General features: G+C 72.1%; 28 protein-coding genes and 1 pseudogene. 18 read left to right on the plus strand and 11 right to left on the minus strand.

Annotated elements, in window-relative coordinates; genetic code table 11:
• The first annotated feature begins 94 nt into the window (after nt 1-94).
• Nucleotides 95-2182, plus strand: a complete 2088-nt coding sequence (locus EOT10_RS28250) for a SpoIIE family protein phosphatase (RefSeq protein ID WP_127831164.1) — start codon at nt 95-97, stop codon at nt 2180-2182.
• Nucleotides 2183-2216: 34 nt separating this feature from the next.
• Here the strand turns inward: EOT10_RS28250 and EOT10_RS28255 are convergent, their stop codons facing one another.
• The gene (locus EOT10_RS28255; protein WP_127831165.1) at nt 2217-2426 is read right to left on the minus strand and encodes a hypothetical protein; all 210 of its coding nucleotides are present in this window, start codon (nt 2424-2426) and stop codon (nt 2217-2219) included.
• A gap of 154 nt (nt 2427-2580) precedes the next feature.
• Nucleotides 2581-2913 carry a DUF6233 domain-containing protein gene (locus EOT10_RS28260; RefSeq protein ID WP_127831166.1) on the minus strand — a complete coding sequence of 111 codons (333 nt, stop codon included), beginning with the start codon at nt 2911-2913 and terminating at the stop codon, nt 2581-2583.
• Between the two features lie 163 nt (nt 2914-3076).
• Between EOT10_RS28260 and EOT10_RS28265 the strand changes: the two genes are divergently transcribed.
• Nucleotides 3077-4306 (plus strand): MFS transporter, encoded by a 1230-nt coding sequence (locus EOT10_RS28265; RefSeq protein WP_127831167.1) that lies wholly within the window; start codon nt 3077-3079, stop codon nt 4304-4306.
• A 6-nt stretch (nt 4307-4312) separates the two neighbouring features.
• Here EOT10_RS28265 and EOT10_RS28270 read toward each other — a convergent pair whose 3' ends face one another.
• Nucleotides 4313-4585 (minus strand): hypothetical protein, encoded by a 273-nt coding sequence (locus EOT10_RS28270; RefSeq protein WP_127831168.1) that lies wholly within the window; start codon nt 4583-4585, stop codon nt 4313-4315.
• Between the two features lie 137 nt (nt 4586-4722).
• Nucleotides 4723-4986, minus strand: a complete 264-nt coding sequence (locus tag EOT10_RS43380) for a hypothetical protein (RefSeq protein ID WP_488803552.1) — start codon at nt 4984-4986, stop codon at nt 4723-4725.
• 29 nt (nt 4987-5015) lie between these two features.
• Between EOT10_RS43380 and EOT10_RS28275 the strand changes: the two genes are divergently transcribed.
• Complete coding sequence (locus EOT10_RS28275; RefSeq protein ID WP_127831169.1) at nt 5016-5585, plus strand: TetR/AcrR family transcriptional regulator; 570 nt, start codon at nt 5016-5018, stop codon at nt 5583-5585.
• Nucleotides 5586-5667: 82 nt separating this feature from the next.
• Nucleotides 5668-6849, plus strand: a complete 1182-nt coding sequence (locus EOT10_RS28280) for a GDSL-type esterase/lipase family protein (RefSeq protein WP_127831170.1) — start codon at nt 5668-5670, stop codon at nt 6847-6849.
• A gap of 36 nt (nt 6850-6885) precedes the next feature.
• Here EOT10_RS28280 and EOT10_RS28285 read toward each other — a convergent pair whose 3' ends face one another.
• Both EOT10_RS28285 and EOT10_RS28290 read right to left on the minus strand, forming a co-directional pair.
• Complete coding sequence (locus EOT10_RS28285) at nt 6886-7422, minus strand: type 1 glutamine amidotransferase domain-containing protein (protein WP_127831171.1); 537 nt, start codon at nt 7420-7422, stop codon at nt 6886-6888.
• Nucleotides 7423-7446: 24 nt separating this feature from the next.
• The gene (locus tag EOT10_RS28290) at nt 7447-8166 is read right to left on the minus strand and encodes an ANTAR domain-containing protein (protein WP_223281259.1); all 720 of its coding nucleotides are present in this window, start codon (nt 8164-8166) and stop codon (nt 7447-7449) included.
• 135 nt (nt 8167-8301) lie between these two features.
• On the opposite strand from EOT10_RS28290, the gene EOT10_RS28295 reads away from it, so the two are divergent.
• The 7 genes from EOT10_RS28295 to EOT10_RS28325 all read left to right on the plus strand — a co-directional run bounded on the left by EOT10_RS28295 (nt 8302) and on the right by EOT10_RS28325 (nt 14515).
• Nucleotides 8302-8679, plus strand: a complete 378-nt coding sequence (locus EOT10_RS28295) for a MarR family transcriptional regulator (RefSeq protein ID WP_127831172.1) — start codon at nt 8302-8304, stop codon at nt 8677-8679.
• Nucleotides 8680-8901: 222 nt separating this feature from the next.
• On the plus strand, nt 8902-10380 hold the full coding sequence (locus tag EOT10_RS28300; protein ID WP_127831173.1) for a hypothetical protein: 1479 nt from the start codon (nt 8902-8904) through the stop codon (nt 10378-10380).
• 361 nt (nt 10381-10741) lie between these two features.
• Nucleotides 10742-12505, plus strand: a complete 1764-nt coding sequence (locus tag EOT10_RS28305; RefSeq protein WP_127831174.1) for a sensor histidine kinase — start codon at nt 10742-10744, stop codon at nt 12503-12505.
• Nucleotides 12502-12927, plus strand: a complete 426-nt coding sequence (locus EOT10_RS28310) for a roadblock/LC7 domain-containing protein (RefSeq protein ID WP_127831175.1) — start codon at nt 12502-12504, stop codon at nt 12925-12927. The genes EOT10_RS28305 and EOT10_RS28310 overlap by 4 nt, the downstream gene beginning before the upstream one ends.
• Before the next feature lie 2 nt (nt 12928-12929).
• The gene (locus tag EOT10_RS28315) at nt 12930-13307 is read left to right on the plus strand and encodes a DUF742 domain-containing protein (RefSeq protein WP_317617366.1); all 378 of its coding nucleotides are present in this window, start codon (nt 12930-12932) and stop codon (nt 13305-13307) included.
• Entirely contained in the window at nt 13285-13950 is a 666-nt protein-coding gene (locus tag EOT10_RS28320) for a GTP-binding protein (RefSeq protein ID WP_127831176.1), read from the plus strand. The genes EOT10_RS28315 and EOT10_RS28320 overlap by 23 nt, the downstream gene beginning before the upstream one ends.
• Complete coding sequence (locus EOT10_RS28325) at nt 13940-14515, plus strand: GAF domain-containing protein (protein WP_127831177.1); 576 nt, start codon at nt 13940-13942, stop codon at nt 14513-14515. The genes EOT10_RS28320 and EOT10_RS28325 overlap by 11 nt, the downstream gene beginning before the upstream one ends.
• Before the next feature lie 4 nt (nt 14516-14519).
• Here EOT10_RS28325 and EOT10_RS28330 read toward each other — a convergent pair whose 3' ends face one another.
• Complete coding sequence (locus EOT10_RS28330) at nt 14520-15719, minus strand: acyl-CoA dehydrogenase family protein (protein WP_127831178.1); 1200 nt, start codon at nt 15717-15719, stop codon at nt 14520-14522.
• Between the two features lie 734 nt (nt 15720-16453).
• Here EOT10_RS28330 and EOT10_RS28335 point away from each other — a divergent pair.
• Nucleotides 16454-16923, plus strand: a pseudogene (locus EOT10_RS28335) (molybdopterin-dependent oxidoreductase).
• Between the two features lie 126 nt (nt 16924-17049).
• Nucleotides 17050-17265, plus strand: a complete 216-nt coding sequence (locus tag EOT10_RS28340) for a hypothetical protein (RefSeq protein ID WP_127831179.1) — start codon at nt 17050-17052, stop codon at nt 17263-17265.
• Nucleotides 17266-17409: 144 nt separating this feature from the next.
• Here the strand turns inward: EOT10_RS28340 and EOT10_RS28345 are convergent, their stop codons facing one another.
• Together EOT10_RS28345 and EOT10_RS28350 are read right to left on the minus strand one after the other, a co-directional pair.
• Nucleotides 17410-17808, minus strand: coding sequence for a TOBE domain-containing protein (locus EOT10_RS28345; protein WP_127831180.1), 399 nt, complete (start codon nt 17806-17808; stop codon nt 17410-17412).
• 45 nt (nt 17809-17853) lie between these two features.
• Complete coding sequence (locus EOT10_RS28350) at nt 17854-18447, minus strand: helix-turn-helix domain-containing protein (RefSeq protein WP_127831283.1); 594 nt, start codon at nt 18445-18447, stop codon at nt 17854-17856.
• Between the two features lie 89 nt (nt 18448-18536).
• On the opposite strand from EOT10_RS28350, the gene EOT10_RS28355 reads away from it, so the two are divergent.
• Both EOT10_RS28355 and EOT10_RS41415 read left to right on the plus strand, forming a co-directional pair.
• Nucleotides 18537-19508, plus strand: coding sequence for a class I SAM-dependent methyltransferase (locus EOT10_RS28355; RefSeq protein WP_127831181.1), 972 nt, complete (start codon nt 18537-18539; stop codon nt 19506-19508).
• 131 nt (nt 19509-19639) lie between these two features.
• Nucleotides 19640-19822, plus strand: a complete 183-nt coding sequence (locus EOT10_RS41415) for a hypothetical protein (protein ID WP_189492183.1) — start codon at nt 19640-19642, stop codon at nt 19820-19822.
• Between the two features lie 352 nt (nt 19823-20174).
• On the opposite strand, the gene EOT10_RS28365 is transcribed toward EOT10_RS41415, so the two are convergent.
• Entirely contained in the window at nt 20175-20465 is a 291-nt protein-coding gene (locus EOT10_RS28365) for a hypothetical protein (protein ID WP_127831183.1), read from the minus strand.
• Nucleotides 20466-20988: 523 nt separating this feature from the next.
• On the opposite strand from EOT10_RS28365, the gene EOT10_RS28370 reads away from it, so the two are divergent.
• Complete coding sequence (locus EOT10_RS28370) at nt 20989-22374, plus strand: APC family permease (protein WP_127831184.1); 1386 nt, start codon at nt 20989-20991, stop codon at nt 22372-22374.
• Nucleotides 22375-22509: 135 nt separating this feature from the next.
• Here the strand turns inward: EOT10_RS28370 and EOT10_RS28375 are convergent, their stop codons facing one another.
• Nucleotides 22510-23196, minus strand: a complete 687-nt coding sequence (locus EOT10_RS28375; protein WP_127831185.1) for an alpha/beta hydrolase — start codon at nt 23194-23196, stop codon at nt 22510-22512.
• Between the two features lie 203 nt (nt 23197-23399).
• On the opposite strand from EOT10_RS28375, the gene EOT10_RS28380 reads away from it, so the two are divergent.
• The gene (locus tag EOT10_RS28380) at nt 23400-24269 is read left to right on the plus strand and encodes an oxygenase MpaB family protein (protein WP_127831186.1); all 870 of its coding nucleotides are present in this window, start codon (nt 23400-23402) and stop codon (nt 24267-24269) included.
• Between the two features lie 213 nt (nt 24270-24482).
• Complete coding sequence (locus EOT10_RS28385) at nt 24483-26048, plus strand: molybdopterin-dependent oxidoreductase (RefSeq protein ID WP_223281260.1); 1566 nt, start codon at nt 24483-24485, stop codon at nt 26046-26048.
• Nucleotides 26049-26106 lie beyond the last annotated feature (58 nt).

A 26106-nucleotide genomic window follows, 5' to 3' on the forward strand; every position in this document is an offset into this window, starting at 1 on the left:
CCGACTCGTCCTCGACGGAATCGACGACATCCCGAAGGAGGCTGACCTTGTTCAGCCGTCCCTCGGACCCCGGCCGAACGGGGGAGGTGTCTGGATGGATGCGATCGGTTCGTCGCGGGGCGCAGCAGCGGCGGTGAACAGGGAATCCGAGCCGAGCGGCCTCCTGGACGCCCTCGCCGTGGCCGCGGTGATGCTGGACGCCGAGGGCCGGATCAGACTGTGGAGCCCCCAGGCCGAGGAACTGTTCGGCTGGAGCGCCCAGGAGGCGCTGGGCCGGTCCGCCGCACGCCTGCTGGTCGCCCCGGAGAACGTGGACCTCGTGGTCGAGCTGTTCGCCCAGGTCATGGCGAGCGGCGAGACATGGGCGGGGGTGTTCCCCGTCCGGGGCAAGGACGGCAGCACCCGGCTGGTGGAGTTCCGCAACATGCGCCTCCTTGACAAGCACGGAGCCGTCTACGCGCTGGGTATCGCCACCGACCAGACCCTCCTGCGCGAGGTGGAGCGGGACCTCGCCCTGTCCGTCCGCCTCGTGGCCCAGTCACCGATCGGCCTGGCGGTCCTGAACACCGACCTGCGCTACGTGATGGTCAACCCGGCGCTCGAACAGATCAACGCCCTGCCCGCCGAGCAGCACATCGGCCGCAGCGTCGGTGAGGCCCTGCCGTTCCTGGACGGCGACGCCATCGCGGTCACGATGCGCCAGGTTCTCTCCACGGGCATCCCGGTCCTCAACGAGTTCACCATCGGCCGCCCCGGCGGCGCCACCGACACGGAACACGCCTGGTCGGTGTCCTACTACCGCCTTGAGGACCCGTCCGGCCGGGTCCTCGGGCTCGCGATCTCCGTGGTCGACGTGAGCGAACAGCACCAGGCCTCGCAGGAGGCCGCCCGCGCCCGCCGCCGCCTCGCCCTCATCGCCGACGCGTCGACGACCGTGGGCACCACCCTCGACGTCGAGCAGACCGCCCACGAGCTGGCGGAGGTCGTCGTTCCCGGCCTCGCGGACCTGGCGGCGGTCGACATCCTCGACGCCGTGCTGCAAGGCCGGCGCCAGACCAACCACCTGGCCGGCGGACCGGCCCTGTTCCGTGCGCTCGCGGTGCGGGCGGCGTACTCCACCAACGCCCTCCACGCGGCCGACACACCAGGGCAGATCGCCAGCTACGCGGCCGACCGGTACATCACCCAGTGCGTGACCTCCGGGCGCCCGGTGCTGGTCGAGCACGTCAGCGAGGAAGACCTCCAGCGCATCGCCCCGGACCCGGAATCCGCCCGGCTCCTGGCCCGCGCGGGGCTGCACTCCTACATGGCGGTGCCGCTGATCGCCCGCGGTGAGGTGCTCGGCGCGCTGGACCTGGGCCGCGCGCGGAACATGGCCCCCTTCAGCCGGGACGACGTCGTACTCGCCGGTGAACTGGCGGCCCGCGCCGCGGTGTCCATCGACAACGCCCGCTCGTACCAGAGCGAGCGCCGCACGGCTCTCACGCTCCAGCGCCACCTGCTGCCGCCCAGGCCACCGCGGCGGCCCGGCCTGGAGATCGCCTACCGCTACGAGCCCGCGCAGTCGGCCAGCGAGATCGGCGGCGACTGGTTCGACACCATCCCGGTGGCCGGGGACAAGACCGCCCTCGTGATCGGTGACGTCATGGGCAGCGGCATCAACGCCGCCGCGACCATGGGCCAACTCCGCACCGCCACCCGTACGTTGGCCGACCTCGACCTCGCGCCCGCGGAGGTGCTGCGCCACCTCGACCACACCGCCGCCGAGCTCGACCCCGGGTTCGCCACATGCATCTACGCCGTGTACGACCCGTACCGCAGCGAGTGCCGGATCGCCGTCGCGGGTCATCTGCCGCCCATCCTCGTGCGGGCCGGCCTGCGGCCCGAACTGCTCGACCTGCCCTCGGGGACACCCCTCGGCGTCGGTGACGTGGCCTTCACGGAGACGACCGTGAAGCTGGAGACCGGTGACCAACTGGTGCTCTACACCGACGGGTTGATCGAGACACGCTCGGACGCCATCGACACCCGCATCAACACCCTGCTCGGCCTGCTCGCCGAGCCGAGGGTGTCCCTGGACGACACCTGCGACCATCTCCTCGCCGCGCTGCGGGACCGGGAGGACCATGACGACGTGGCGCTCCTGATCTTCAGGACCCGGCCGCCGGAGGCCGAGGAGTAGCGTCAGGTACCCGGTGGCGTAGCGGGACGTGGCCTCACGCGGCTTCGTAATGGTGGGCGCGTCCGCCGCGCCACTTCACCCACGCCGGGTCGTCGAGCACCAGCTCCGCGTCCGGCAGCCCGGCCTGGCGCAGGAACTCGACGACCTCCGCGTCGGAGTGCGCGAGACCGAGGATCTGTCCGCGCGCCGTCACCCTGCGCCCACCCGTGGGCGAGGGGCGGTGCACGACTATCGGCACGTCCATATCTCCAGGGTCATCCGAATGCCGGGCGCGTGCATCCGCTGGCCAGGAGCTTTTCCGGGATGATGGACACAGAGCCCCGCTCGGCCCACCCCCCCCCGGCCGGGCGGGGCTCGCTCCGTCCCCGGCCGCCGTCGGCCGTGTGTGACCCCCGGTTTCAGTCGAGCACTCCGAGTGCCGCGTCCGGGCTGCAGTGGGGGCAGCTGGGCACCTGCTCCCACAGGGCGCGTCGCGCCTGGTCCCGGGTGGCGCCCTGGGACCGTTTGCCCGCCATGTGGCAACCGCCCACGTGCACGTACACGGGGGCGCGGCCGCCGAGGCCCATCTCGATCAGCCAGTCCGGGGCCGGTGGCCGGTCGCGTTCGCCGCGCTGCTTCTCGGTCTCCTGCCGCTCCGCCTCCGCGATCTTGCGGCGGACCCTGTCCAGGGACAGCACGAGCCAGGTCTCCAGAGTGCGGAGACGTGGCAGGTCAGGCGGCAGTTCGGACATGTGTTCGAGTCTACGACGGTTTCCGGTCAGGTCGATACGCGGCGGCTGCGCGGTAGCTGCGTGGCAGGTCGGTACGCGGTGGTCAGGTGCCTCGAAGTGGCCCAATCATCAGGCCGGGAATTGCCCCAGAGGTGTGGGCCGATGCTCGCGTACTGTCCATGTCATGTCACAGCTGCTGCCGCCCGCCGGCCCCCAACGCACGCTCGCCCTGGCCCAGTTGAGCAATTCGCTGGGTGACGGCGCCTACTACGTGACCTCGGCGCTCTACTTCACCCACGTGGTCGGCCTCCCGCCCGCCCGGATCGGCCTCGGTCTCACGGTGGCCTGGGCGGTCGGCTCCGTCGTCGGCGTTCCGCTCGGCCGGATCGCGGACCGCCGGGGCCCGCGCGGCACGGCGGTCCTGCTCGCCCTCGCGACCGCCGCCGCGGTCGCCTCCTTCCTCGTCGTACGCGGTTTCCTCCCCTTTCTCGTGGCCGCCTGCCTCTATGCGACCGCGCAGTCCGGACTCGCGGCGGCACGCCAGGCGCTGCTCGCCGGCCTGGTGACCAAGGAGGAGCGCACGGGCGCGCTGGCCCACCTGCAGTCGACACTCAACGCCGGACTCGCCGTGGGAGCGGCCCTCGGCGGAGTCGCGCTGTCCGCCGGGACCAGGGCGGCCTATCTCGCGGTCTTCGCGGTCGACGCGCTGAGCTTCGTCCTCTGCGCCCTCGTCCTGCTGCGGCTGCCGCGCGTCGCACCGGCGCCGGCCGTGCGGGGCGCGCGGCTCGAAGTCCTGCGGGACCGCCCCTACGCCGCCGTGGCGCTCCTCAACACGGTCCTGCTCCTGCGGATGCCCCTGCTCAGCCTCGGACTTCCGCTGTGGATCAACGAGCGCACCGACGCCCCCGAGTGGCTGGTCTCCGCGCTCTTCATCCTCAACACCGGCGCCGTGATGCTCTTCCAGGTCCGCACCGCCCGCTCGGTCTCCGGCCTCTCGACGGCGGCCCGCGCCATCCGCCGCTCGGGCGCCCTGATGCTGCTCGCCTGCGGCGTCTTCGCCGCCTCGGCCACCGGACCCGTCTGGGCCGAGGCCGCAGCGCTGGTCGGGGGATCGGTGCTCCTGGTCGCCGCCGAGATGCTCCAGTCGGCCGGCTCCTGGCAGCTGGGCTTCGATCTCGCCCCGCCCGGACGCATCGGCGAGTACCAGGGCTTCTTCGGTACGGGCGTCACGGTCGCCCGCACGCTGGGCCCGCTGCTGCTGACCGCGCTGCTGCTGGGGATGGGCGTGCCGGGCTGGCTGCTGCTCGGCGGCCTGGTCCTCGCCGCGTCGTACGCGTTGGGGCCGGTGGCGCGGTGGGCGGCACGTACGCGCCGGGAACCGGCCCCCGAGCGGGTCGCGGCATCGACGGTCTGACGCCCGCTACGCGGCGTCGCCACCCGCCTTCGCCTTCACGTCCGCCTCGACGTCGTTCCTGGCGAGGCCCTCGTCCTTGGCGTACTCGGTGACGGCGGCCTGCACGTCACGGGCCAGGTCGCGCCACGCGCGCCAGGCAGTCTCGTAGGTCTGGGTCTGCGCCTCGCTCCACGGCTCGAGGCCCGGTGGACCGTAGGTGTCGCGCAGTCGCAGGACCTCGTGGTGTGCCGCGTTCGCGGCCTGCTGTCTCTCGACGAGCTCGTCGAAGGTGTGTGCCACGCAGCGGATCCTAGGTGGACGTCGTGACGATCGCGGTGACCGCTCGCCCGGGTGACTCGAATGCCGGAGAGGGGTGAGCGAAACGGGTGTCGGGGGCGGCACCGGACGGCACCGCCCCCGGGATCGGGCGGGGGCCCTCAGGACTGGGGACGCTTGCCGTGGTTCGCCGCGTGCTTGCGGCGGGCCTTCTTCTTACGGCGTCGTTTCGAGGACATCGCTACCTCCGAGGTGTCGCTGTTGGTTGTTCGTGACGTCGCCCATGCCACCACTCCCGCGGGGGATCGATGGGGCGGCGCGCCGCTGTGACCGTCGCACCCGCGCCCGGCCCGGCCTCCACGGTAGGTCCCGGACCCGCGCCTAATGCAGTCGTCTATTTGCCTATAGGTATTAGGCAGATGCATAATCGAGTTCGCTGATCGGGGAGAGAGTCATGGTGCGCGTAGGGCTGACGACGGAACGTCTCATCCGGGCGGGAGCCGAACTGGCCGATGAGGCCGGGTTCGACCATGTGACCGTCGCGGCGCTCGCCAGACGGTTCGACGTCAAGACCGCGAGCCTCTACTCGCACCTGAAGAGCTCCCAGGACCTCAAGACCGGCATCGCGCTGCTCGCACTGGAGGAACTCGCCGACCGGGGCGCCGCCGCCCTGGCCGGCCGGGCGGGCAAGGACGCCCTCGCCGCCCTCGCGAACGTCTACCGCGACTACGCCAGGGAACACCCCGGCCGCTACGCCGCGGCCCAGCTGCGGCTCGACCCGGAGACCGCCGCCGCGAGCGCGGGCGTGCGGCACGCGCAGATGACGCGGGCGATCCTGCGCGGGTACGACCTCACGGAACCGGACCAGACCCACGCCGTACGGCTCCTGGGCAGCGTCTTCCACGGCTACGTGAGCCTGGAGATGGGCGGCGGGTTCAGCCACAGCGCCCCCGACTCGCAGGAGACCTGGACACGGATCCTCGACGCCCTCGACGCCACCCTGCGGAACTGGCCCGCACCCTGACCACACTCCGGCCGACCGGGCCCATCGATCAACCGGCCCCATCGGCCAACCGGACCTATCGCTCAACAGGTTGAGGCATCACATGGCACCGCACACGGACGACAACTGGACCACCACCCCCGTCACCGCCGCCCTCGTGCGCGGCGCGTGCGAGCTGGAGCGCACCGAGTACGGCGTGCTGCCGCACCGGCTGCCCGCCAGGGCCCGGGCGCAGGTCTCCGACGGCCAGCTGGCCATGGCGGAGGCCCAGCCGTCCGGCGTGCGCCTGGTCTTCCGCACCAGCGCCACCGTCGTCGAACTGGACGCGCTGCGGACCAAGATGGCGTACGTGGGCGCGCCGCCCCGGCCGGACGGCGTGTACGACCTGCTGATCGACGGCGCTCTGGCGGCGCAGGCCCATGTCACCGGCGGCAACGTCATGACGGTGGACATGGCGACCGGCACCCGGGAGACCCGGCCGGGGCCCGTCGGCACCGTGCGGTTCGCCGGACTGCCCGACCGGCTGAAGGACGTCGAGATCTGGCTGCCGTACAACGAGATCACCCAGCTCGTCGCCCTGCGGACGGACGCACCCGTCGCGTGCGTGCCGGAGGGCGGGCGCAAGGTGTGGCTGCACCACGGCAGTTCGATCAGTCACGGATCGGACGCCGCGGGCCCGAGCTCGACCTGGCCCGCCCTCGCCGCCGGCCTCGGCGGGGTGGACCTGGTCAACCTCGGCCTGGGAGGCGGCGCCCTGCTCGATCCGTTCACCGCGCGCGCCATGCGGGACACCGCCGCGGACCTGATCAGCGTCAAGATCGGCATCAATGTCGTCAACGCCGACCTGATGCGTCTGCGGGCCTTCACCCCGGCGGTGCACGGGTTCCTCGACACCATCCGTGAGGGACATCCGACCGTGCCCCTGCTCGTCGTGTCGCCCATCCACTGCCCCATTCACGAGGACACGCCGGGCCCCAGCGCCCCGGACTTCGGCAACCTCATCGAGGGCAGGCTCCAGTTCCGGGCCGCCGGTGACCCCGCGGAACGGGCGGCCGGGAAGCTGACGCTGAACGTCATCAGGGACGAGCTGGCGGGTGTCGTCGAGCAGCGGGCGGCGGACGACCCGAACCTGTACTACCTCGACGGCCGCGACCTCTACGGCGAGGCCGACTTCGCCGAACTGCCGCTGCCCGACCAGCTCCACCCGGACGCCGCCACCCACCGCCGCATCGGCGAGCGCTTCCACGCACGGGCCTTCGGCACGGACGGGGCGTTCCGTTCTTAGCGTCACCGGTGGCGCGCGGGGGAGCGGCTGCTGGGGTCACGTCTTGGGGAACTCGGTCACGATCGCCTCGCAGAACGCCTTGAGGTCGTCCGGCCTGCGGCTCGTGATCAGCTTGCCGGAGGCGCGGTCGCAGACGCGGACCTGCTCGTCGACCCAGGTGCCGCCCGCGTTGAGGATGTCCGTCCGCAGGCTGGGGAACGAGGTGAGCACCCGGCCCGCGACGACGCCCGCCTCGATCAGGGTCCACGGCGCGTGGCAGATCGCGGCCACCGGGCGGCCGGCGTCGAAGAAGTCGCGGACGAAGGAGACGGCCCGCTCGTCCATGCGCAGCGCGTCGGGGTTCGCAAGGCCGCCGGGCAGGACGAGCCCGTCGAAGGACGCGGCCGACGTGTCGCCGACCGCCACGTCGATGGGGAACGTGTCGGCCCTGTCGAGATGGCGGAAGGCCTGGATCCGCCCCGGCCGCGTCGATACGAGGACGGGTTCGTCGCCCGCGTCGGCCACGGCCTGCCAGGGACGGGTGAGTTCGACCTGCTCGACGCCCCGGGGCGCCATCAGGAACGCGATACGCATCGCTGTCCGGGCTCCTCTCGGCTCCTAGCCGGGCTCCTGCCCGGGATTCTGCCTGGGCTCCTGTCCGGGATTCGTGCGGACCTTGGCGACCGTGGCGGCCAGCAGCTCCTGGAAGTCCTCCGGGAGCGGGTCACCCGTGACGGCGCCGACCAGTCCGCCGGCCACCCGGTGGAGCTTGGTGTTTGTATTCTGGGAAACGGAGACCAGTACCTGCCAGGCGTCCTCGGCGCTCAAGCCGAAGGACGCCATCAGGACACCGCGGGCCAGGTCGATCACAGGACGCGTCCGCATCGCCCGCCGCAGCTGGGCGAGTTCGGTGTACGGATCCTGCGCACTGCCGCTCTCGCTCCCGGCGGTGAAGAGGGGGAGCGTGCCCGTCTCCGAGAGGAGCGTGCTCATGTCCGCGCCCGGGGTCAGGATCGTGACGGTCTTGCCGTGGTCCATGGCGTGCCGGCGGACCCGGAGCAGGGCGTCGAGCGCGTGGGCGTCGCAATGGCCGACGGCGCCGAGATCAAGTTCGATGCCGCGAGGCGACTGCCGTACAGCTTCGTAGAGCCGGCCGCGCAAGGCCTGCGCGCTCGTCACGTCGACCGCTCCCGACACCGTCACCACGGTCCGGTCGTCGACGGTCCGCACCTGGACGACCAACGGTGATCGCGCGATTCCGGGCGGGCTGTAGCCCGACGCCGCCGGAGCGGCGTCGTCGTCCATGATCAGACGTGCGGAAAGGGTGCGTTTCGACATGGCGTGCTCCCGGGGCGCGTCCACCGCGCCTCTACCTCCTCCAGCCTCGCCCCGGCGTGCTTCACGCGTCAAGTGATACGGGAAATGCTATTCACCCTTTTGGATACGCGAATCGAAGCTCGTACTCTGGAGGGCATGGGTGGAGTACCTGAACCGCATACCGGTTGGACCTTTCTCACCAACCACGCCCGCGTGCTGGCCGCCGTCGCCGACGACCCCGCGACGCGCATCCGTGACATCGCCGCGCGCTGCCGGCTCACCGAACGGGCGGTCCAGAAGATCGTTTCCGATCTCGAAGAGGGCGGCTACCTCACCCGCACGCGGCAGGGGCGTTCGAACGCGTACCGCATCGAGGAAGGGACCATCCTGCGGCACCCGGCCGAGTCGGGGCTCACCGTCGCGCAGTTGCTGTCCCTGCTGGTCAGGCACGATGTCGAACGCGGCGACGCGGAGCGGCAGTTGCGGCTGACACCGCCGCCGCCGCGTGCGCGGGACCCGAAGCCCGCTCTGTGACGACGGGGTGTGTGTGGTTACACCGATTCGGCAACCGATGCCCATGGTTTGACGGTCCGTATGCATAATGCTCGGCATGAAGATGTTGATCTCCGCGTCTGGGACCCTGTCGGTTCGGACGTGTCCTGATCCGGGCTCGTGACGAGACTGACCGACTCCGGCCGAACGACCGGCGAGCCACGGGGGGCTCGCGACTTCCGAAGACGTGGAGAGAGTTAAACGATGCGCCCCCGGACGCTGTTGCGGGCCTTGCTGACGGAGCGGGGCTGCGGCCACTTCGCTACGTTCGAAGAAGAGTTCACCCGGTCCGCCCAGCTCGCAGCCGCGAAACTGAACCGTCCCGACCTGGCGACGGTCACCGCCTCCCAGGCCACCTGGAAACGCTGGCTCTCCGGCGACCAGATACCGCGCAGCGACGCCGGCGCCGTCCTGGAGTTCATGCTCGGCGTCGACGTCGAGACGCTTCTGCGGCCCGCGGCGGAACGCGGCGTCGTACTGCCGCAGATCTCGCCCAGCGCCGCGCGGGACGCGGCCCGGCTCCTCAACGCCATGTTCGACACGTCCTACCTGGACCCGATGGGCCGTGCCTCGGGCATGGAGGGCGTCTGGCACTTGGACGGCCAGGGGTTCTTCGACGGGACGTCCGTCGCCGTCCAGCTCTACGAGGCCGCCGAGGAGGGCGGCCGCGTCGTCATCGGAGCCCACCACCACGCCCACGTCCGGGCCTTCACTCGGGCAACCCGCCGCGCCCTGCTCCTGGGCACGCTCGGGGACGACGGTCTGTATGCGCTGGACGCCGCCCATGCCCGCCGTCAGTTAGCGGTCACGGCCGAGACGCTGCCGATCTCGACCCCGTACAAGATCGACGATCTGACGTACGGCCTGCTGTGGGCGATGCTCAACCTCGACGACAGCCTGCTGGCCAACGACCACGTGCTGCACGCCGAACAGCAGACCCTGGAACCCCTGTGGGCGCAGCGCCGCTCGGCTGTCGCGCGCTCCGCCGTCCCCGAACTCACCAACGTGGGCAGCGCCTGGCTCGGCATGTACTTCTGCGCCGAGCACATCATCCGGCGCCTCGACGAGGTGAGCCCGGCGCCCGTCTTCTGGACCCCGGTGCGGACGGGGGAGGAGGCTGCGGTCTGGCTGTTCTTCGCCTCCTGGACGCAGTTCCGCCACGCCCTCCACAAGCGCCTCGCCGAAGGGGAGGCCGCCACCGAGCGGGTGTTCTGCATCCCCGCGGGAGACTCCCGGGAGAGCCAGCCCTACGAGCGGATCCTGCTCTGGCTGGCCGTGGCGATGATGGAACGCGACGGGCAGACGATCTGGGTGTGCGCCGAGCCCGAGTACCGCGGCATAGACGGCTTCGTGCTGGTCCCCGGACGCCGCGTCATCTCCGCGAACTGGCTCGGGTCCGAAGGCATCTGGCACGTCGACACCACCGACAGCCTGGCCGACGTCAGCGCGTACGCCCAGGTCGTCGAGCACGCCCGCAGCCAGAGCGTCACCAAGGGCGACACCTCGGAGGAGCGGCTGAGCTCCCTCGCCGTCCATCTCGACCTCGACCGGAGCTGGCTGGTGCGGCGCTGCCGTGAGCTGGGCGCGTACGGCATCGCGGGGATGCTGCGCCCGCGCAGCCGCCTCATGGACGTCGAGGAACTCGAGCGAGTGCTGCGCTACGTGGGCGAGTTCGAGGACTGAGACAGGGCTGGGAAGGTGGCGCCGGGGTCGTTTGCGGGTCGTTGGGGGGTGCCGTCGGACTCCGGACCGGCAGTAACACCTTCCCGGAAACCGGACGGCGGGGATCCGGCAGGACGGGATCTCACACCTCTTCGAGGGAAACGACCCCGGAACGACCCTCCCCAGCCGTAGCTCCGCCCGGGTCGGACCGACAGAGTTGATGTTCGTCGCCGAGGCCGTTTTGCCACGCGACAGTCACCCTGGACAAGATGCACGCGAGTCACAACGGACCTCCGTCACAAGGAGGTTCGCACGACCGCGGGCGCGGCCGACCGTATGTCGGCGCGCGTGCGCAGCCCCTCCGCTCGTCTTGAGGACGCCTATGTCTCACAACTCGTCGGACGCCACCGCATCCGGCGCCCACCGCAGCAGCCGGAGAGCCGGCAAGGCCGCCGGTGCCGACCTGAGGACCGAGAGCGGTCTGCGCAAACGGGCCACGGTGCTCGGGATGGCTCCCGCCGGCACGGTCGCCGTCCTCGCGGGCGGCGCGTTCGCCGTCTCCGCGGCGGGAGCCTCCGGACCGTTCGTGTGGGGCGCGGGCGTGTCGGCCGGAGTGTGCTGCGCGGCCGTCCTGGCCGCGGCGCGGCGGGCCGCCCACAGCACCGCGGACGTGCTCACCCGGCAGCGCGCCGAGAACGACGCGGCGGTCGGCGAGTGGATCAGGCACCTGACGGCGCTCGCCGCCGAAGGGCACCAGAGCGTCGCTCACATCGCGGAGCAACTGCGCACCGGCGACCGCCCCGACAACCCCGCCCCGGTCCCCGAGACGGCCGCCGCGACCCACGCGTTCGGCGCCCTCGAACAGCACCTGCGGCACTTCCAGTACACGGCGCAGACCGCGGTGATCAAGGCGGGCACGCGCCAGCAGGTGGACGCCTTCGTCAACATCGCCCGGCGGCTGCAGCTCCTCGTGACGCGCTCGCTGAAGCAACTCGACGACGCCGAGCGGGTCGTGGAGGACCCCGAGCACCTCGACCGGCTCTACACGATCGACCACCTCGTCACCCGGGTCCACCGCTCCGTGGAGAGCCTCGCGGTCCTCGGCGGCGCCGTGCCCCGCCACTTCAGCTCCCCGGTGCCGCTGGCCACCGTGCTGCGCCAGGCCGTCGCCGAGATCGAGCACTACCCCCGCGTCCGTGTGCTGCCGCCGCCCTCCGGCTACGAGGTCCTCGGCCACTCCGCCGTCGAGATCATCCACCTGATCGCCGAACTCGCCGAGAACGCCACCAAGTTCTCGCCGCCCCACACCCAGGTGATGATCCGCGCCCAGATGGCCGCGTCCGGCATGGTCGTCGAGATCGAGGACCGGGGCCTCGGCATGCCCGCCGAGGTGCGCGACGAGATGAACCGCCTGCTCGCCCAGCCCGAGCTCTTCGACGTCGACCAGCAGCTGCAGGACGGCCGCACCGGCCTGTTCGTCGTCGCGAAGATAGCCAGGCGCCGCGGACTCGTGGTGCAGCTCCAGGAGAACCTCTACGGAGGCGTCCAGGCCGTCGTCGTCCTGTCGCACTCGGTCCTCACCGAGACCCGCGCCCCCCAGTCCTCGGCGCAGAAGGCCGCTCAGAAGGCCGCCCAGAAAGCCGCTCAGAAGGCGGCCGAGCAGAACGCCCAGCAGACCGCCCAGCAGACCGCCCAGCAGGCGGCCCCGGCTCCGGCGGCGCAGGCCCCCGCGGCGCCGGAGCCCCACCGGGCCCCCGCGCCGGTCGTGAACCGACAGGCGCAGCCGCTGCCCGCAGCCGTGGACCCCGCACGGCCCCACGCGGCACGGGAGGCCACGGCCGTGACCAACCCGCCCCTTCCCCAGCGGCAGGTCCCCGCCGCATCCGCCGCATCCGCCGCCGCGCCGTCCGAGGACCCCACCGGGCGCCCGGCCCTGGCCCAGCGGAACAAGGAACGCCGCACACATCTCTCCCCCCAACTGCGCGAGCAGGGGCCGGCCGCCGACGTCGGCGACGGCGAGTCGATCGACGCCGGCCTGCTCGCCCGCTTCACCGCGGGACTCGAACGGGCCGAGCACGACGACGGGGCCACCCCCGGATCTGCGGTGGCACCCACTCAGCGCTATGACTCCCAGGAGTACCGATGACCCAGCCATCATTCGACCAGGACCTGGACTGGCTGCTCGCCGACCTCGCCGCCAGGGTGCCCGCCGTGACGGGCGCGGTCCTCGCGTCCAGCGACGGCGTGATGCGCCACAGCCACGGTCTCGGCTTCGACGACGCGGACCGGCTGAGCGCCATCACCACCGGCATGTGCTCGCTCGGCGGCGGACTCGGCACCATCCAGCGGTCGTTCGGCGGGGTCGAGCAGGTCATCGTGCAGGGCGACGGCGGCTATCTGTTCGTCTCCCGGGCCGGCGTCAACGGCGTACTCGGCGTCCTGACGGACAAGAGCGCGGACGTCGGAGTGGTCGGCTACGAGATCGCGATGCTCGTGAAGAGCGTCAGGGGCCACCTCGGCACGCCCGCGCGCACCGCACCGGGGCCCTCCGGCGCGCTGGTCGACTAGCGGTGCAGGACTTCACCGACGAGCCCTGGATGGCCGAGGACACGGCCCACCTGCGGCTCTACGCACTCACCGGGGGCCGCACCCGCCCCGCCCGTGCCCTGGGCCTCGTGTCCCGGGTACGGGCGACTCCCGGCCTCGCGCCCTCGACCGTGGACCGGCTCGGCCCCGAGAGCGCCCAGGTGCTCGAACTGTGCGGCCGGGAACCGTGTTCGGTCGCCGAGATCGCCGGCCGCCTCGGGATCCCCGTACAGGTGACCAAGATCCTGCTGTCCGACCTGCTCGACGCCCACGTACTCGTTCCCGCGCTTCCCCCGCGAGAGGCGGACGGAAGCGACCCACTCCTCCTGGAGGCGGCACTTGAAGGCCTTCGAAGCCTCTGACGACATCCCCCTGACCGCGCTGAAGATCGTCATCGCCGGCGGGTTCGGGGTGGGCAAGACGACCATGGTCGCCACGGTCAGCGAGATCGAACCGCTGACCACGGAGGAGATCCTCACCACCGCCAGCGCGGCCACCGACAGCCTCGCCGGCGTGGAGAACAAGACCACCACGACCGTGAGCATGGACTTCGGCCGCATCACCCTGTGGCGCCAGCAGTTGCAGCTCCTGCTGTTCGGCACACCCGGCCAGGACCGCTTCTGGTTCATGTGGGACGACCTCGCGCTCGGCTCCATCGGCGCGGTCGTGCTCGCCGACACCCGACGCCTCGACGACTGCTTCAGCGCCGTCGAGTTCTTCGAGGACCGGGGCGTGCCCTTCGTCGTGGCCGTCAACGAGTTCGACACCGCCCACCGCTACACGGCGGAGGAGGTGCAGGCCGCCATCGAGCTGAACCCCGACGTCCCCGTCATCATGTTCGACGCGCGCGCCCCGTACTCCACCCAGCAGGTCCTGATCCGGCTCGTCGAGTACGCGCTCACGCTGTCGCTTCGCTCGTCCCCGGAGTCCGAGCCCGTGCTCGCCCCGCCCACACCCACTTCGCCCACCACCACCTTCGACGGGAACCCTCACCGTGCCCTTTGACGCAGAGACGGGTCTGCACATCGCAGCCCCCGACACCGAACTCGACGCGCGCGTCGCACGCCTCGCCCAGCTCGGCCTGGGCAAGGCGGACGCCGGCCTCGACGCACTCGCCGCCGAACTCGCGGACGCGGCGGGCACGCCGTACGCGATGGTCAACCTCATCACCGACCAGCAGTTCTTCGCCGGTCTGCACACCCCGCAGGGCCTGCCCAGCAATCTCGGCCCGCAGGACGCGATGGCAGGACCCGAGGTCGGCCGCGTCATGGCCCGCGACCACGGCTACTGCCCCGAGGTCATCAGCCGCCGCATCCCGCTCGTGCTGCCGGACGTGTACGCGGCGCCCCGGTTCGCCGGCAACCCGGTCGTCGACGAACTGGGCATACGCGTGTACCTCGGGGCGCCGCTCATCGACGAGCAGACCGGCATCGCCCTCGGCACCGTCTGCGCGGTGGGCACCGAGCCCCGCGGCCTGGCGACGGCGCGCGGCTCCCTCGAACTGATCAAGAGGTTCCGCGACCTGGCCATGGAGCGCATCTACGAGCGTGCCGGGCAGCCCCGCCCGTGACGTCCTACACGGCCGCCGCTTCGGGCACGCGCGGAGCGGCGAGCCGGCTCGACCAGTCGCTCAGGGACGTACCGAGCGCGACCTCGGCGAGCCGGTACAGCTGGATGTCGGACGTGCCGGCCGGGGCGTAGATGTGCGAGGCGTCCCGGACGAACCGCTCGACGGGCCGGTCGGGGAACAGGCCGCACGCTGCGTGGATCTCCATCGCGGCCCGCGCCGAGTCGATCGCCGACTCGACGTTGAGGTACTTCGCGTTCATCAGCTCCGCGTCGCAGGCGATCCCGGAGTCCAGCAGATGCACGGCGTGATAGGCGGCCAGCCGGGCCGTCATCAGACGTGACTGCATCTGGCCCAGCTTCTGACGGATCGTGGGCAGCGCGCTGAGGGGCTTGCCGTAGCGCAGCTGCTCCGACGTGTAACGGGTCGTCTCCTCCAGGAGCGCCTGGTGGATGCCGAGCGACACGGCGGTCAGGTTCGGCCGGCCGTAGAGCACGCTGGACGAGTACGCCACGTCGAGGCCCTGGCCCTCCACGCCGAGCAGGTTCTCGGCGGGGACCCGGCACTCGTCGTAACGGATCTCGCCGAAGCTGAACCCGTGCAGGCCCATCGCGGGCCGGTGCGGGGCCAGCGAGAAACCGGGGCGGTCGGACTCCACGAGGAAGGCGGACAGACCGTTCGATCCCTCACCGGTGCGCACCACCACGCCGTGCAGGTCACCGACATGGCTGTTGCCGACGAACACCTTGCGGCCGTTGAGGACGTACTCGTCGCCCTCGCGCCGCGCCGTCGACTCCATGCCGAGGACGTGTCCGCCGGACTGGGGCTCGGTCACCGCGATCGTCGGCAGGCAGTCGCCGGCCGCGACCGCGGGCAGCCACTTCAGCTTCTGCTCCTCGCTCCCGAAGTGGATGATCTTGGCCACGCCCAGCTGGGAGGCCTGGACCATGGCGCCCATCGCGCCACTGACCCGGGACAGCTCCTCGATGATGATCGTCTTCGCCAGGTGGCCCATGCCCATGCCGCCGTAGCCCTGGTCGATCGTGACGCCGAGCCAGCCCTCCTTGGCGATGAGCCGGGACAGTTCGTGCTCGACGTCGCGTGACGCCTCCATGTCCGCGACGCGGGGCGCCACCTTCGCCTCGGCGAAAGCGCGTACCTCCGCCCGCAGTATCTCGTGACGATCCGTCATGAAGTAGCCGTCCATCTGTAACCCTTCTTTGCGCGCAGGCCGTTGGATCCCGGTCCGGCACCTGATCGGTGCGCGGCCGGGCGGCCGTCTGGTGGACATACGAAATCGAGGAACAGGAAGACGTGTGGTTCGCGCACGGCCGGCCTCGGTCCGGCGCGCCGCACCGTGCGGCGGAACCGTCCGACGGCCCGTCGGTCAGGGGGTGAACTGCGCGTTCACCGGCGAGTGGCGGATCGGGGCCGTCCGCCGGGAGCTCTTCATCCGGAGGGCCTCCGCGACAGGAGGGACCGGTCGGGCGCGGGCGGGGGCGTGCCTGTGCGCTCGGCGCGGACATTCGCGTCGACGGCGCGCACCTGGATCACGTTTCGCCTCACACTCGCTCCCGTTGTCGGACCGGCACATGCTGAGGGTCACGGGGCGTGACCACTGCCGGAACTGTCCTGCGGACCCCCTCCCGGACGCGTTTTCGCACCTCGGGGGAGGGCCTGCCTCTACGGTGACCATCCGGCGGCCGGTTTTCACTACATGCCCGGGGTCGTTTGAGGGTCGTTCTGCCGAGGCGGGGGCGTACGCGGACCTCGCGGGGGGTGTGCGCGTGTGCGACCGTCCGCGACCTCGCCGCGAGCCGCAGATGCGAGACCGGTGGCCGGTCTTACCTCGCATCAGCCGCTCGGAAGCCGCTCATTGCTACGCAGGTGTGTTTGCCCGGGGGTGCCGTCCGGGTAGCGTGCTGCGGGAGGTGGTGGCCCATGAGCCGGCCCGTCGTGGACGCCGATCAGACGGCGAAGGTGACCCTGAGCGGAGATCTCGCACGCCCGGCCCGGCTGTCGGTGCCCGATCTGCTCGCCTGGCCGCAGCACCGGGTGCGCGTCAGCTTCGACTGCGCCACCAGCGGGGTGCAGCACCACCGGTTCGCCGGGCCGCTCCTGCACGACGTCCTCGGCGACGCGGGACCCGGCTTCGACCCGGCCCGCCGCAAGGACCGGCTGCGCTTCCTCGTCGCGCTGACGGGGGCGGACGGGCATCACGTCCTGCTGTCCTGGGCCGAGATCGACCCCGACTTCGGCGCCGCACCCGTCCTGCTCGCCACCACGATCGACGACACCCCGCTCGACCGGGCCGACCTCAGCTCGTCCTGCCCCAGGACCGGTGCGGCGCCCGGCACATCAGCGGGATCAACGCGATCCGCGTGGACGGCCGTTACGGCCCGTGGACGTGACCTGCCCGAGAACGTCCGGGGCACGCCGAGCGGGCTCCTCGCGCGGTCGGTCGGCTACGTCCTGACGCCGACGGGACGCACCGTGCCCGTTCGCCGTCGTCTCCGCGGCTTTCCGCGGCCGACGGCGTGAGCGAGGCGCTGACGGGTGTGTGGCCGCTGCTCGCGGTGGGGGAGCCAGGCGACCCGCTGCACGCGGGCGTCGGCTCCCCGGCGCCCGCGCCCGCCGACCTGAACGGGGCGCTGTCCGAGGCCCGTTATGCGCTCTGCTCGGCCCGCGCGACCGCACCCCATGCCTCGCACCTGACCGACACGTCCGCGCTCACCGGCCTCGAACGCTGCTGACCGGCGTGCCCGCCGACGTGCACGTCAACACCGTCCACCACCGCATCCGACGCATCGAGCACTTCACCGGCCGCGACCGCGACCTGTCCCGGCTCCACGACAGCACCGACCTCCGGGCCGCGCTGCTCAGCCGCGAGGACCCGGTTACGCGCGATCGACGTGCACGCTCGTCGACTTCACGCGCGCGGTGACGGTGACCCCGACCTCGAGCCCCAGCTCCTCGACGGCCTCCCGCGTCACCATCGACACCACCCGGTGCGGGCCTGACTGGATCTCGACCTGGGCCACCACGTCGTCGGTCCTGACCGCCGTGACGATCCCCGTGAACGCGTTGCGGGCCGACGTGTGCGACGGCCCGTCCTGGCCCTGGCCGGCGTCCCTGGCCCGGCGTGCGGCGAACTCCGCGAGTCCGGCGCCGTCGATCACACGGTTCCCCGACCCGTCCCGCCCCATCGCGAGCCGGCCGCTGTCGGCCCACCGGCGCACGGTCTCCCCACTCACCCCGAGCAGGCGCGCGGCCTGGCCAATGCTGTACGACGACACATCGGCACTCTAGCCGCGCCGACCGCGCGGACCTCCCGGCGACGGCTACGAGGGATCGACGCGCGGCTTGGCGCGGACGTGCATCCGTTCTCCCTGCCGCCCGAAGAGGCTGAGAAGCTCGACGGGCCGGCCGTCCGCACTCGTGAACCAGTGGGGGACCCGCGTGTCGAACTCGGCGGCCTCGCCGGGGCCCAGCACCAGGTCGTGCTCGGCGAGGACGAGCCGCAGCCGCCCGTCCAGCACGTACAGCCACTCGTAGCCCTCGTGCGTCCGCAGATCGGGCTCGTGTCCCCGGTCCGTGATGACGAGCTTGTACGCCTGGAGCGGGCCGGGTGTCCGGGTGAGCGGGACGAACGTGCCGCCGTTCGGCATGGGCCGGGGCGACAGCCGGACCCGGGGGTCGCCCACTTCGGGCGCCCCGACCAGCTCGTCCAGGGGCACCCCGTACGCGCCGGCCAGGGGCAGCAGCAGTTCGAGGCTCGGGCGGCGCTGGCCCGATTCGAGGCGGGACAGGGTGCTCTTGGAGATGCCGGTGGCGTCCGCGAGCGCGGCCAGGGTGAGGCCGCGCCGGTCGCGCAGCCGTCTCAGCCGCGGGCCGACCTCGTCGAGGACCGCTCGGTAGGGGGCTTGTTCGTCCATGTCGTCGTCCACGCGGGCATTTCACCCCGCTGTCCCGGAAACGGCAACACAGATTGCCATCGTCTCCCGGCGGGTGCACGCTCCTGGCCATGAGCGCACACACCAGTTCCGAGCAGAGCCACGGCCACGGGTCCGGACAGGGACACGGGCACGACCACGGGCACGACAAGGGTCACGGGCACGACCACACCGACATCGACTGGGAGGCCATGGCGGACACCCTGGAGGACAACGGCGAGCTCCACCTCCCGGCCCTGCGCCGGGTGGCGACCCGGCTCGGCGAACTGTTCACCCCCGGCAAGGAGGTCCGCCGCGTCCTCGACATCGGCAGCGGACCGGGCGTGATGACGTGCGCGCTGGCCGAGGCCTTCCCGGACGCCGAGGCCGTCGCCGTGGACGGCGCGCCCGCGCTCCTCGACCGCGCCCTGGCGCGCGCGGACCGGGCCGGACTCGGCGGCAGGGTGACGGCCCTGCACGCGGAACTGCCCGGCGGCCTGGAGGGCGACGGGCATGGGGGAGGAGGCCTCGGCGAGGCCGACCTGATCTGGAGCAGCAAGGCCGTCCACCACCTCGGCGACCAGCAGGGAGCGCTCGACGCGCTCGCCGGTGTGCTGCGGCCGGGCGGCCTGCTCGCCGTGGCGGAGGGCGGGCTGCCGATGCGCTTCCTGCCGCGGGACATCGGCATCGGCAGGCCGGGCCTGCAGTCGCGCCTCGACGCCGTGCAGGATCACTGGTTCGAGATCATGCGGTCCGAACTGCCGGGCAGCGTCAGCACGGTCGAGGACTGGCCCGCGATGATGGAGCGCGCCGGACTCACCCGCGTCACCAGCTTCACGTACCTCGTCGACCTGCCGGCCCCGCTGGACGGGACGGCCCGCTCCTTCCTGCACCACCATCTGACCCGGCTGCGCGACGCGATGAGCGAGACCCTGGACGCCGACGACGTCAAGACGCTGGACGCGCTGCTCGACCCCACGGCGCCGGAGGGCATCCTGCGACGCCAGGACGCCTTCCTGCTCTCGGCGACCACCGTCGTGGCGGGTGTGCGCCCGGAGTCCTGAGGTCCGCCGGGGCACGTGCTCCGTCCGCGTGGAACGTGGGGGCTCGTTTGTGTGATGCGCCTGTGTGGCTGTCACGTTCCACGTTCCCGGCTGTGCTTACCGTGGACGCTCGTCGAGGGTTGGGAGCACGCATGCCCGAGCAGGAATGTGAGTCGGAGCCGCGGCGGGAGCTGTCCGTGCCGTTGGGCGTCGGGGTGCGGCGGGCCACGTTGGACGACGGTCGCGTGGTGACCATCGTGTGCGAGGCGGGGCTGCCTCAGAACGAGGTGAACGCCATCGCCGCCCGCCTGGCCGAGTCGAGCCTGCCGGGCTGACGGCTGTGCTCCCGGCGGGCGTTCAGTGCCGGAGCAGGGCGCAGACCAGCTGGTCCACTGGTCCAGCTGACGCTGGAGGGCCTTGTCGCGAGGCGGCGGTGAGGGAGTCCCCGCCGCCTGCGCGGGCACGACCAGGCCACCGAGGGCGGCGACGGCGAGTCGTCGACCCGACCGGGAACGGCGGCGGGTCCGATGGGGTGCCAACACAGATTCCTCCTGAGGGTCGTCGGGCGTCGAGGCCCGAACCGGCTGACCCAGCATCAGATGTCCCCGTGGCACCCGTCTTCGCGGTGCGCCATCCGGCCCAAGCGACGACCGGCGGCCCGGCGCCACCGCCACCGCCGCCTCCGCGTCAACCCAGCAGGGCCGTGGGACGCGACGTCAGCCAGCGGCGGACGGCGAGGGCGACCGTGTCGTCGAGGGCGCTGAGCGCGTCGATGGCCCTCATGTCGTCGGGGTGGGGCGGGATCCCGGCGGTGGTGAGCGTGGCGTTCAGGCTGAGCCGGTGCTGGTCGCGCGACGTCAGCGGCGCGCGGGCCGGCGGCGCCATGTCCAGGCGCTGCGCCGGGTCGGGCAGGGGGAGCAGGAAGTCGGCGCCCGCGGCGCGGTCGGTGGTCGGCAGGACGGTGGCAGGAGAAGTCATGGCACTTCCTCACGACGGTCGGGTGATGTCTGTGTGTCGGTGTGTGTCTGAGTGTTTCTGTGTCTGCCTGTCTGTGGAGCTATGTCGGACAGGAGGCGTGAGGAGGTTCCTTCGGTTGCGTTCTTCGCGGGACGACACCCGAACGCCGTAACAGTTGCGCCGTGAGGGATATCAACTGCCTTTTCCCAGCGGCCCCGTCACCTCGGGATTCGAGAATTTCCAGCCATCGCGCCCTATGTTCTGTGATCTTGCGGTGAAGCTCTCCTTCAGCAGTACGAAGTGTCGTTCGCGCACCTGTCGTATTGGCCAAACGGCCCCGCCGCTCTTGTACGGATCCGACGTTGAGTGCGCGCCCCCGGTGCCGCAGCATCCCCCGCAGCCCCTCGCGATCTGCCGCGGGGCGCGGACACCCAGGAGGACGTATGCGCGTGACGGCCCGTCAACTCTGCCGCCGCAAACCGCTGGAGAGCTGATCGCCGAGGCGGAGGGCGAGGCGTCGGGGCCGGGCGGTCTGCGGCGCAGTATGGGGCTGACACAGCTGACCCTCCTGGGGATCAGCTCCGTCGTGGGCACCGGCATCTTCTTCGTCCTCGGCACCGCCGTCCCCAAGGCGGGCCCGGGCGTCGTGCTCTCCTTCGTGGTGGCCGCGGTCGTCGCGGGACTCGCGGCGCTCTGTTACGTCGAACTGGCCGGCGCGATACCGGTGGCCGGCAGCACGTACTCGTACACGTACGCGTCCCTCGGCGAGGGGGCGGCCTACCTGGTCGCCTGGTGTCTGATCCTCGAGTACGGCGTCGCCGTCTCCACCGTGGCGGTGAGCTGGGGGCAGTACCTCAGTGAACTCACCGACGCGCTCTTCGGGTTCACCCTGCCCGACGGGATCAGCCAGCCGCCCGGCGCCGGGGGCCTGGTGAACGTCCCCGCGCTCGTGGTGGTGCTGCTCTGTTCCCTGCTCCTCGCGCGCGGCACGCGTGAGTCCGCCCGGCTCAACGCCGTCATGGTCTGCGTCAAGCTGGGCGTCCTCGTGCTGTTCCTGGCCGTGGCGTTCACCGCCTTCCGCTCCGGCAACTTCGCCGACTTCGCCCCGCACGGCGCGTCCGGCATCGGTGCGGCGGCCTCCGCCGTCTTCTTCTCCTACGTCGGCTTCGACACCGTCGCCACCGCGAGCGAGGAGGTCGAGAACCCCCGGCGCACCATCCCCCTGGCGCTGCTCCTGACCCTCGGCGCGGTCACGGTCCTGTACATCCTGGTGTCGCTCGCGGCCGTCGGCGCACAGCCCACCGGCCGGTTCGGCGCCCAGGCGAACGCGGGCGAGGCGGTCCTCGCCGAGATCCTGCGCGACGTCACCGGCGCCGGGTGGCCCGTCGTGCTCCTTTCGGCCGGCGCCGTGGTGTCCATCTTCAGCGTCGTCCTCGTGACCCTGTACGGGCAGACCCGCATCCTGTTCTCGATGGCGCGCGACGGGCTCGTCCCGGAGGTCTTCCGCCGCGTCGACCGCAAGCGGCACACGCCGGTCGGCAACACCTGGATCGTGGGCGCCGCCGTGGGAGCCCTGGCCGCGTTCGTGCCGCTCCAGTACCTGGCCGACCTGACCAGCATGGGAACCCTCGTCGCCTTCGTGGCCGTCGCCGCGGCGGTCGTCGTCCTGCGCCGGATCGCCCCCGACGCGCCACGCCCTTACAAGGTGCCGCTGTACCCGGTGGTCCCGGTCGTGTCCGCGCTGTCCTGCCTCTACCTCGCCTGGCTGCTGCCGGGTGTCACCTGGCTGCTCTTCGGCGGGTGGCTGGTCGTCGCGGCGGTGCTCTACCTGACGTTCGGCCGCCGGCACTCGGCCCTGCGCGAGCGAACCGGCGCGGACGAGCCCGAGCGGGCGGAAGCCGACCTCGCAACTACCCCTGTGCGAGCCTGAGTTCGAGCCTTCGCTGTGCGCCCCGGCCGTCGGCGACCTTCTCGCCGTGCCGGTCACGGCGAGGCGCGCGCGGTGGTCCGCCGTGAGACGTACGAGGACCTGCTGCGCCACGACATGTGACGCCGCGCCCCGTTCCTACGCCGGCCGTGCCACCGCCGCCACCACCTCGGCGGTGGCACGGCCGACGGCGCGGACGGCGGCGTCGGCCGCCTGCACGCAACGGCCCGCCCCCGGGTCGTACACGCAGCCGAGCACCCCGGCGTGATCGGTGACCGGTTCGCTGAGCGAGGCGTCCCAGCCCCGCGCGAGCAGCGCCTCGTGCAGTTCCCTCGACGACTCGACGGGGACGGCGGCATCCCGTGTCCCGTGCACGAGCCGGACGGGCACGCGCGCCGTGGTGCCCCCCAGAGCGTCGAGGGGTACGACGCCCGTGGTGCGGGCCGGGCGCCGGTAGCCGCCCGCGATGCCCACGACCGCGGCGGGCGGCGGGCCGTCGCAGAAGCCTGGGTCCAGGGCCACTCCCAGCGCGGCGCCCGCGCCCGCCGACCAGCCGGCGACGACCAGGCGCCCGGACGCTCCGGCGAACTCGCGGGCGAACCGCAGCGAGTCGGTGAGGTGCGCACGGCCCACGTCGGGGGTGTCCGAACGCCAGTCGGGCACGAGGACGGTGGGACCCGACGCGGCGATGTCGCGGGCCAGCGGGGAGACCTCGCCGCGCTCGTCCGGTCCGACGCCGTGCCACAGGAGCACGTAAACCCCGTCACCCCGAGGGGAGTTGTAGACGTCGAGAGACTTGTGCTCCCCGCCGGTGGGATAGGACACGGTGCGGACCGTCGCGCTCAAAACTGTTCCTCCGGGCCGAGAGAGTGCTGCGTCACGCCCCCATCCTCGCCGCACATTCGCCGCCTTGTCCGCCCGAGCATCCGGAACGGACGCCCGAGTGTCCGGAACGGTCACCCCGGGTCCCGCCGCAACCGGACAAAGTACGCTGGATACGCGAATCCGAAGGAAGACGTGGCGGGGCCATGAGACGGACCGGACCGGACGGCGACGGTGTGCGGGAGCGGCTGGGCAAGAGCCTCTTCGCCCGAGTCGCGGGCCCGGAGGGGCCGCGGAACCGTGCCCTCATCCACGACACCCCGGGACCCCGCTGGTTCGGTCCCGAAAGCCCCATCCGCACGGTGCACGGAGACGCGTCCATGTTCATCGGCGGCATCTCGGCCCTCCTGCTCCAGTCGCTCCACCCGGTCGCCATGGCCGCCGTGTCCGCCCACTCGGGCTTCCGTGGCGACCCCTGGGGCAGGCTGCAGCGCACGAGCACCTTCCTGGCGATGACGACGTACGGGCCCGCGACCGGCGCGCAGGAGGCCTGCGACCAGGTGCGGGCCGTCCACGCGCGCGTGCGCGGAGTGACCGCGGAGGGAGAGCCGTACCGCGCCGCGGACCCCCGTCTGCTCGGCTGGGTCCACATCGCCGAGGTCGACAGCTTCCTGCGGGCTCATCAGCGGTACGGCGCCCACCCGCTGACCGGGGACGAGTACGACGGGTACGTCGCGGACACGGCGCGCGTCGCCCTCGCCCTCGGCGTCCTTGACCCGCCGGCGAACCGCGCCGAACTCGCCGCGCAGCTCACCGCCTACCGTCGCGAGCTGCGCGCGACCCCGGAGGCGCGCGGCGCGGCGCGCTTCCTCCTCCTCAACCCGCCCCTGCCGCCGGCCGCCCGGCTTCCCTACAGCGTTCTCGCGGCGAACGCGGTCTCCCTGCTCCCGCCCTGGGCAGCGGCCGAACTGCGCCTGCCCCGGCTGCCGTTGCTCGACACCGTCGCCGTGCGGCCGCTCGGCCGAGGCGTCACCTCGGCGGTCCGCTGGGCCATGGCACCCGCCCACCGCGCCTAGGGCCTCTCGTCCTGACCAGGACCGACTGAGCGACCGGCTCGCCATTCGCCGAAGGGTTTTGCCCCGTACACTCGCGCATGTCCGCTTGAACCCGCGCCCCGCCGCCCCCAGCATGGTCGGGCCGACGAAGCTCGAGGATGCGGCGGCAGGCCGCGAGGAGGGGTTCCCATTTCTGGAGCGGGCGAGAACCGGAATCCCCGGGAGCGGCGCCGTGTGCGGCGGAGGCTCACGTACCTCGGTGCCCTGAGCGGACTGCTGGCCGGTTACGCGGCCCTGGCCGCCGCCGCGTTGGTGGCCTCCCTCACCCGCCCCGAGGCGGGCCCCGTGATCGCCGTCGGGGGCGCGGCCATCGACCGCACGCCGGGCGCGGTCAAGGACTGGGCGATCCGGTACTTCGGGACGAACGACAAACTGGTGCTGCAGTTCGGCATTCTCGTCGTCCTGGCGCTCCTCGCGGTGATCCTGGGCGTCGTGGCGTCGCGCCGCCGCCGCGCCGGGTCCGCCGGTGTCCTGCTGTTCGGGGTGATCGGCGCGCTCGCGGCCACCACGCGTCCCGACTCCACGAGCCCCGCCGACGCCCTGCCGTCCGTGATCGGCGCGGTGGTGGGTGCCTGGCTTCTCTACTCGCTCATCGGCCGCGCGGAGGCCCCGGCTCCCGTGGCGCTGTCCGAGGCGGGTTCCGCGCCCGACTGGGACCGGCGCGGGTTCGTCACCGTAGCCGCGGCCACCGCCGTCGTCTCCACCGGCGCCGGCCTCCTCGCCCGGACCTCCGGCGGTACTCAGGACCAGAACGCGGTGGCCTCGCGCAGCGGCGTCAGGCTGCCCGCCCCCAAGTCACCGGGCAGGCCCACCCCGGCGAACGCCCAGCTGCACGTCCCCGGGATCAGCCCGTTCACCACGCCGAACAAGGACTTCTACCGGATCGACACCGCCCTGGTCGTGCCGATGGTGGACGCCGCGAAATGGCGGCTGAAGATCCACGGTAAGGGCGTCACCCGCCCCGTCACCCTGACCTTCGACGACCTGCTGCGAAGGCCGCTCGTGGAACGCGACATCACCCTCACCTGCGTGTCGAACGAGGTCGGTGGCCCCCTGCTGGGCAACGCCCGCTGGCTCGGCGTCCCCCTCGCGGACCTGCTCGCCGAGAGCGGCGTCAGACCACCGTCGAAGGGCGGCCCCGCGAACCAGCTGGTCGCCCGCTCCGTCGACGGCATGACGATCGGTACGCCGGTCGAGGCGGTCATGGACGGCCGGGACGCGATGCTGGCCCTCGGCATGAACGGTCAGCCGCTGCCGTTCAAACACGGCTTCCCCGTCCGCATGCTCGTCCCCGGCCTGTACGGCTACGTGTCGGCCTGCAAGTGGATCCGGGACATCGAACTCACCACGTTCGACGCCTACGACGCGTACTGGGTCCAGCGGGGCTGGGCCCAACAGGCGCCCGTCAAGACGGAGTCCCGCATCGACACCCCGAAGCCCTTCGCCTCCCGCAAGCCCGGCACGGTCATGGTCGCCGGGGTGGCCTGGGCCCAGCACCGAGGGATCGAGAAGGTGGAGGTCCGTGTCGACGACGGGCCGTGGCGGACGGCCACCCTCGCGGCACAGGACTCCCGCGACACCTGGCGCCAGTGGTCGTACCCGTGGCAGGCGACCTCCGGGCGGCACCACCTCACGGTCCGGGCGACCGACGGCACCGGCCGGACGCAGCCGAGCAAGCGCACCGGCCCCGTCCCTTCGGGCGCGACCGGTTGGCACTCGATCCTGGTGGAGGTCGGCTGACGCCGACGCTCATGATGCGGCCCGGCGGGCGACCGGGCCGCGGAACTTCGGCCGTCGG

It is taken from the genome of Streptomyces antnestii, assembly GCF_004005495.1.
Lineage (GTDB): Bacteria > Actinomycetota > Actinomycetes > Streptomycetales > Streptomycetaceae > Streptomyces > Streptomyces antnestii.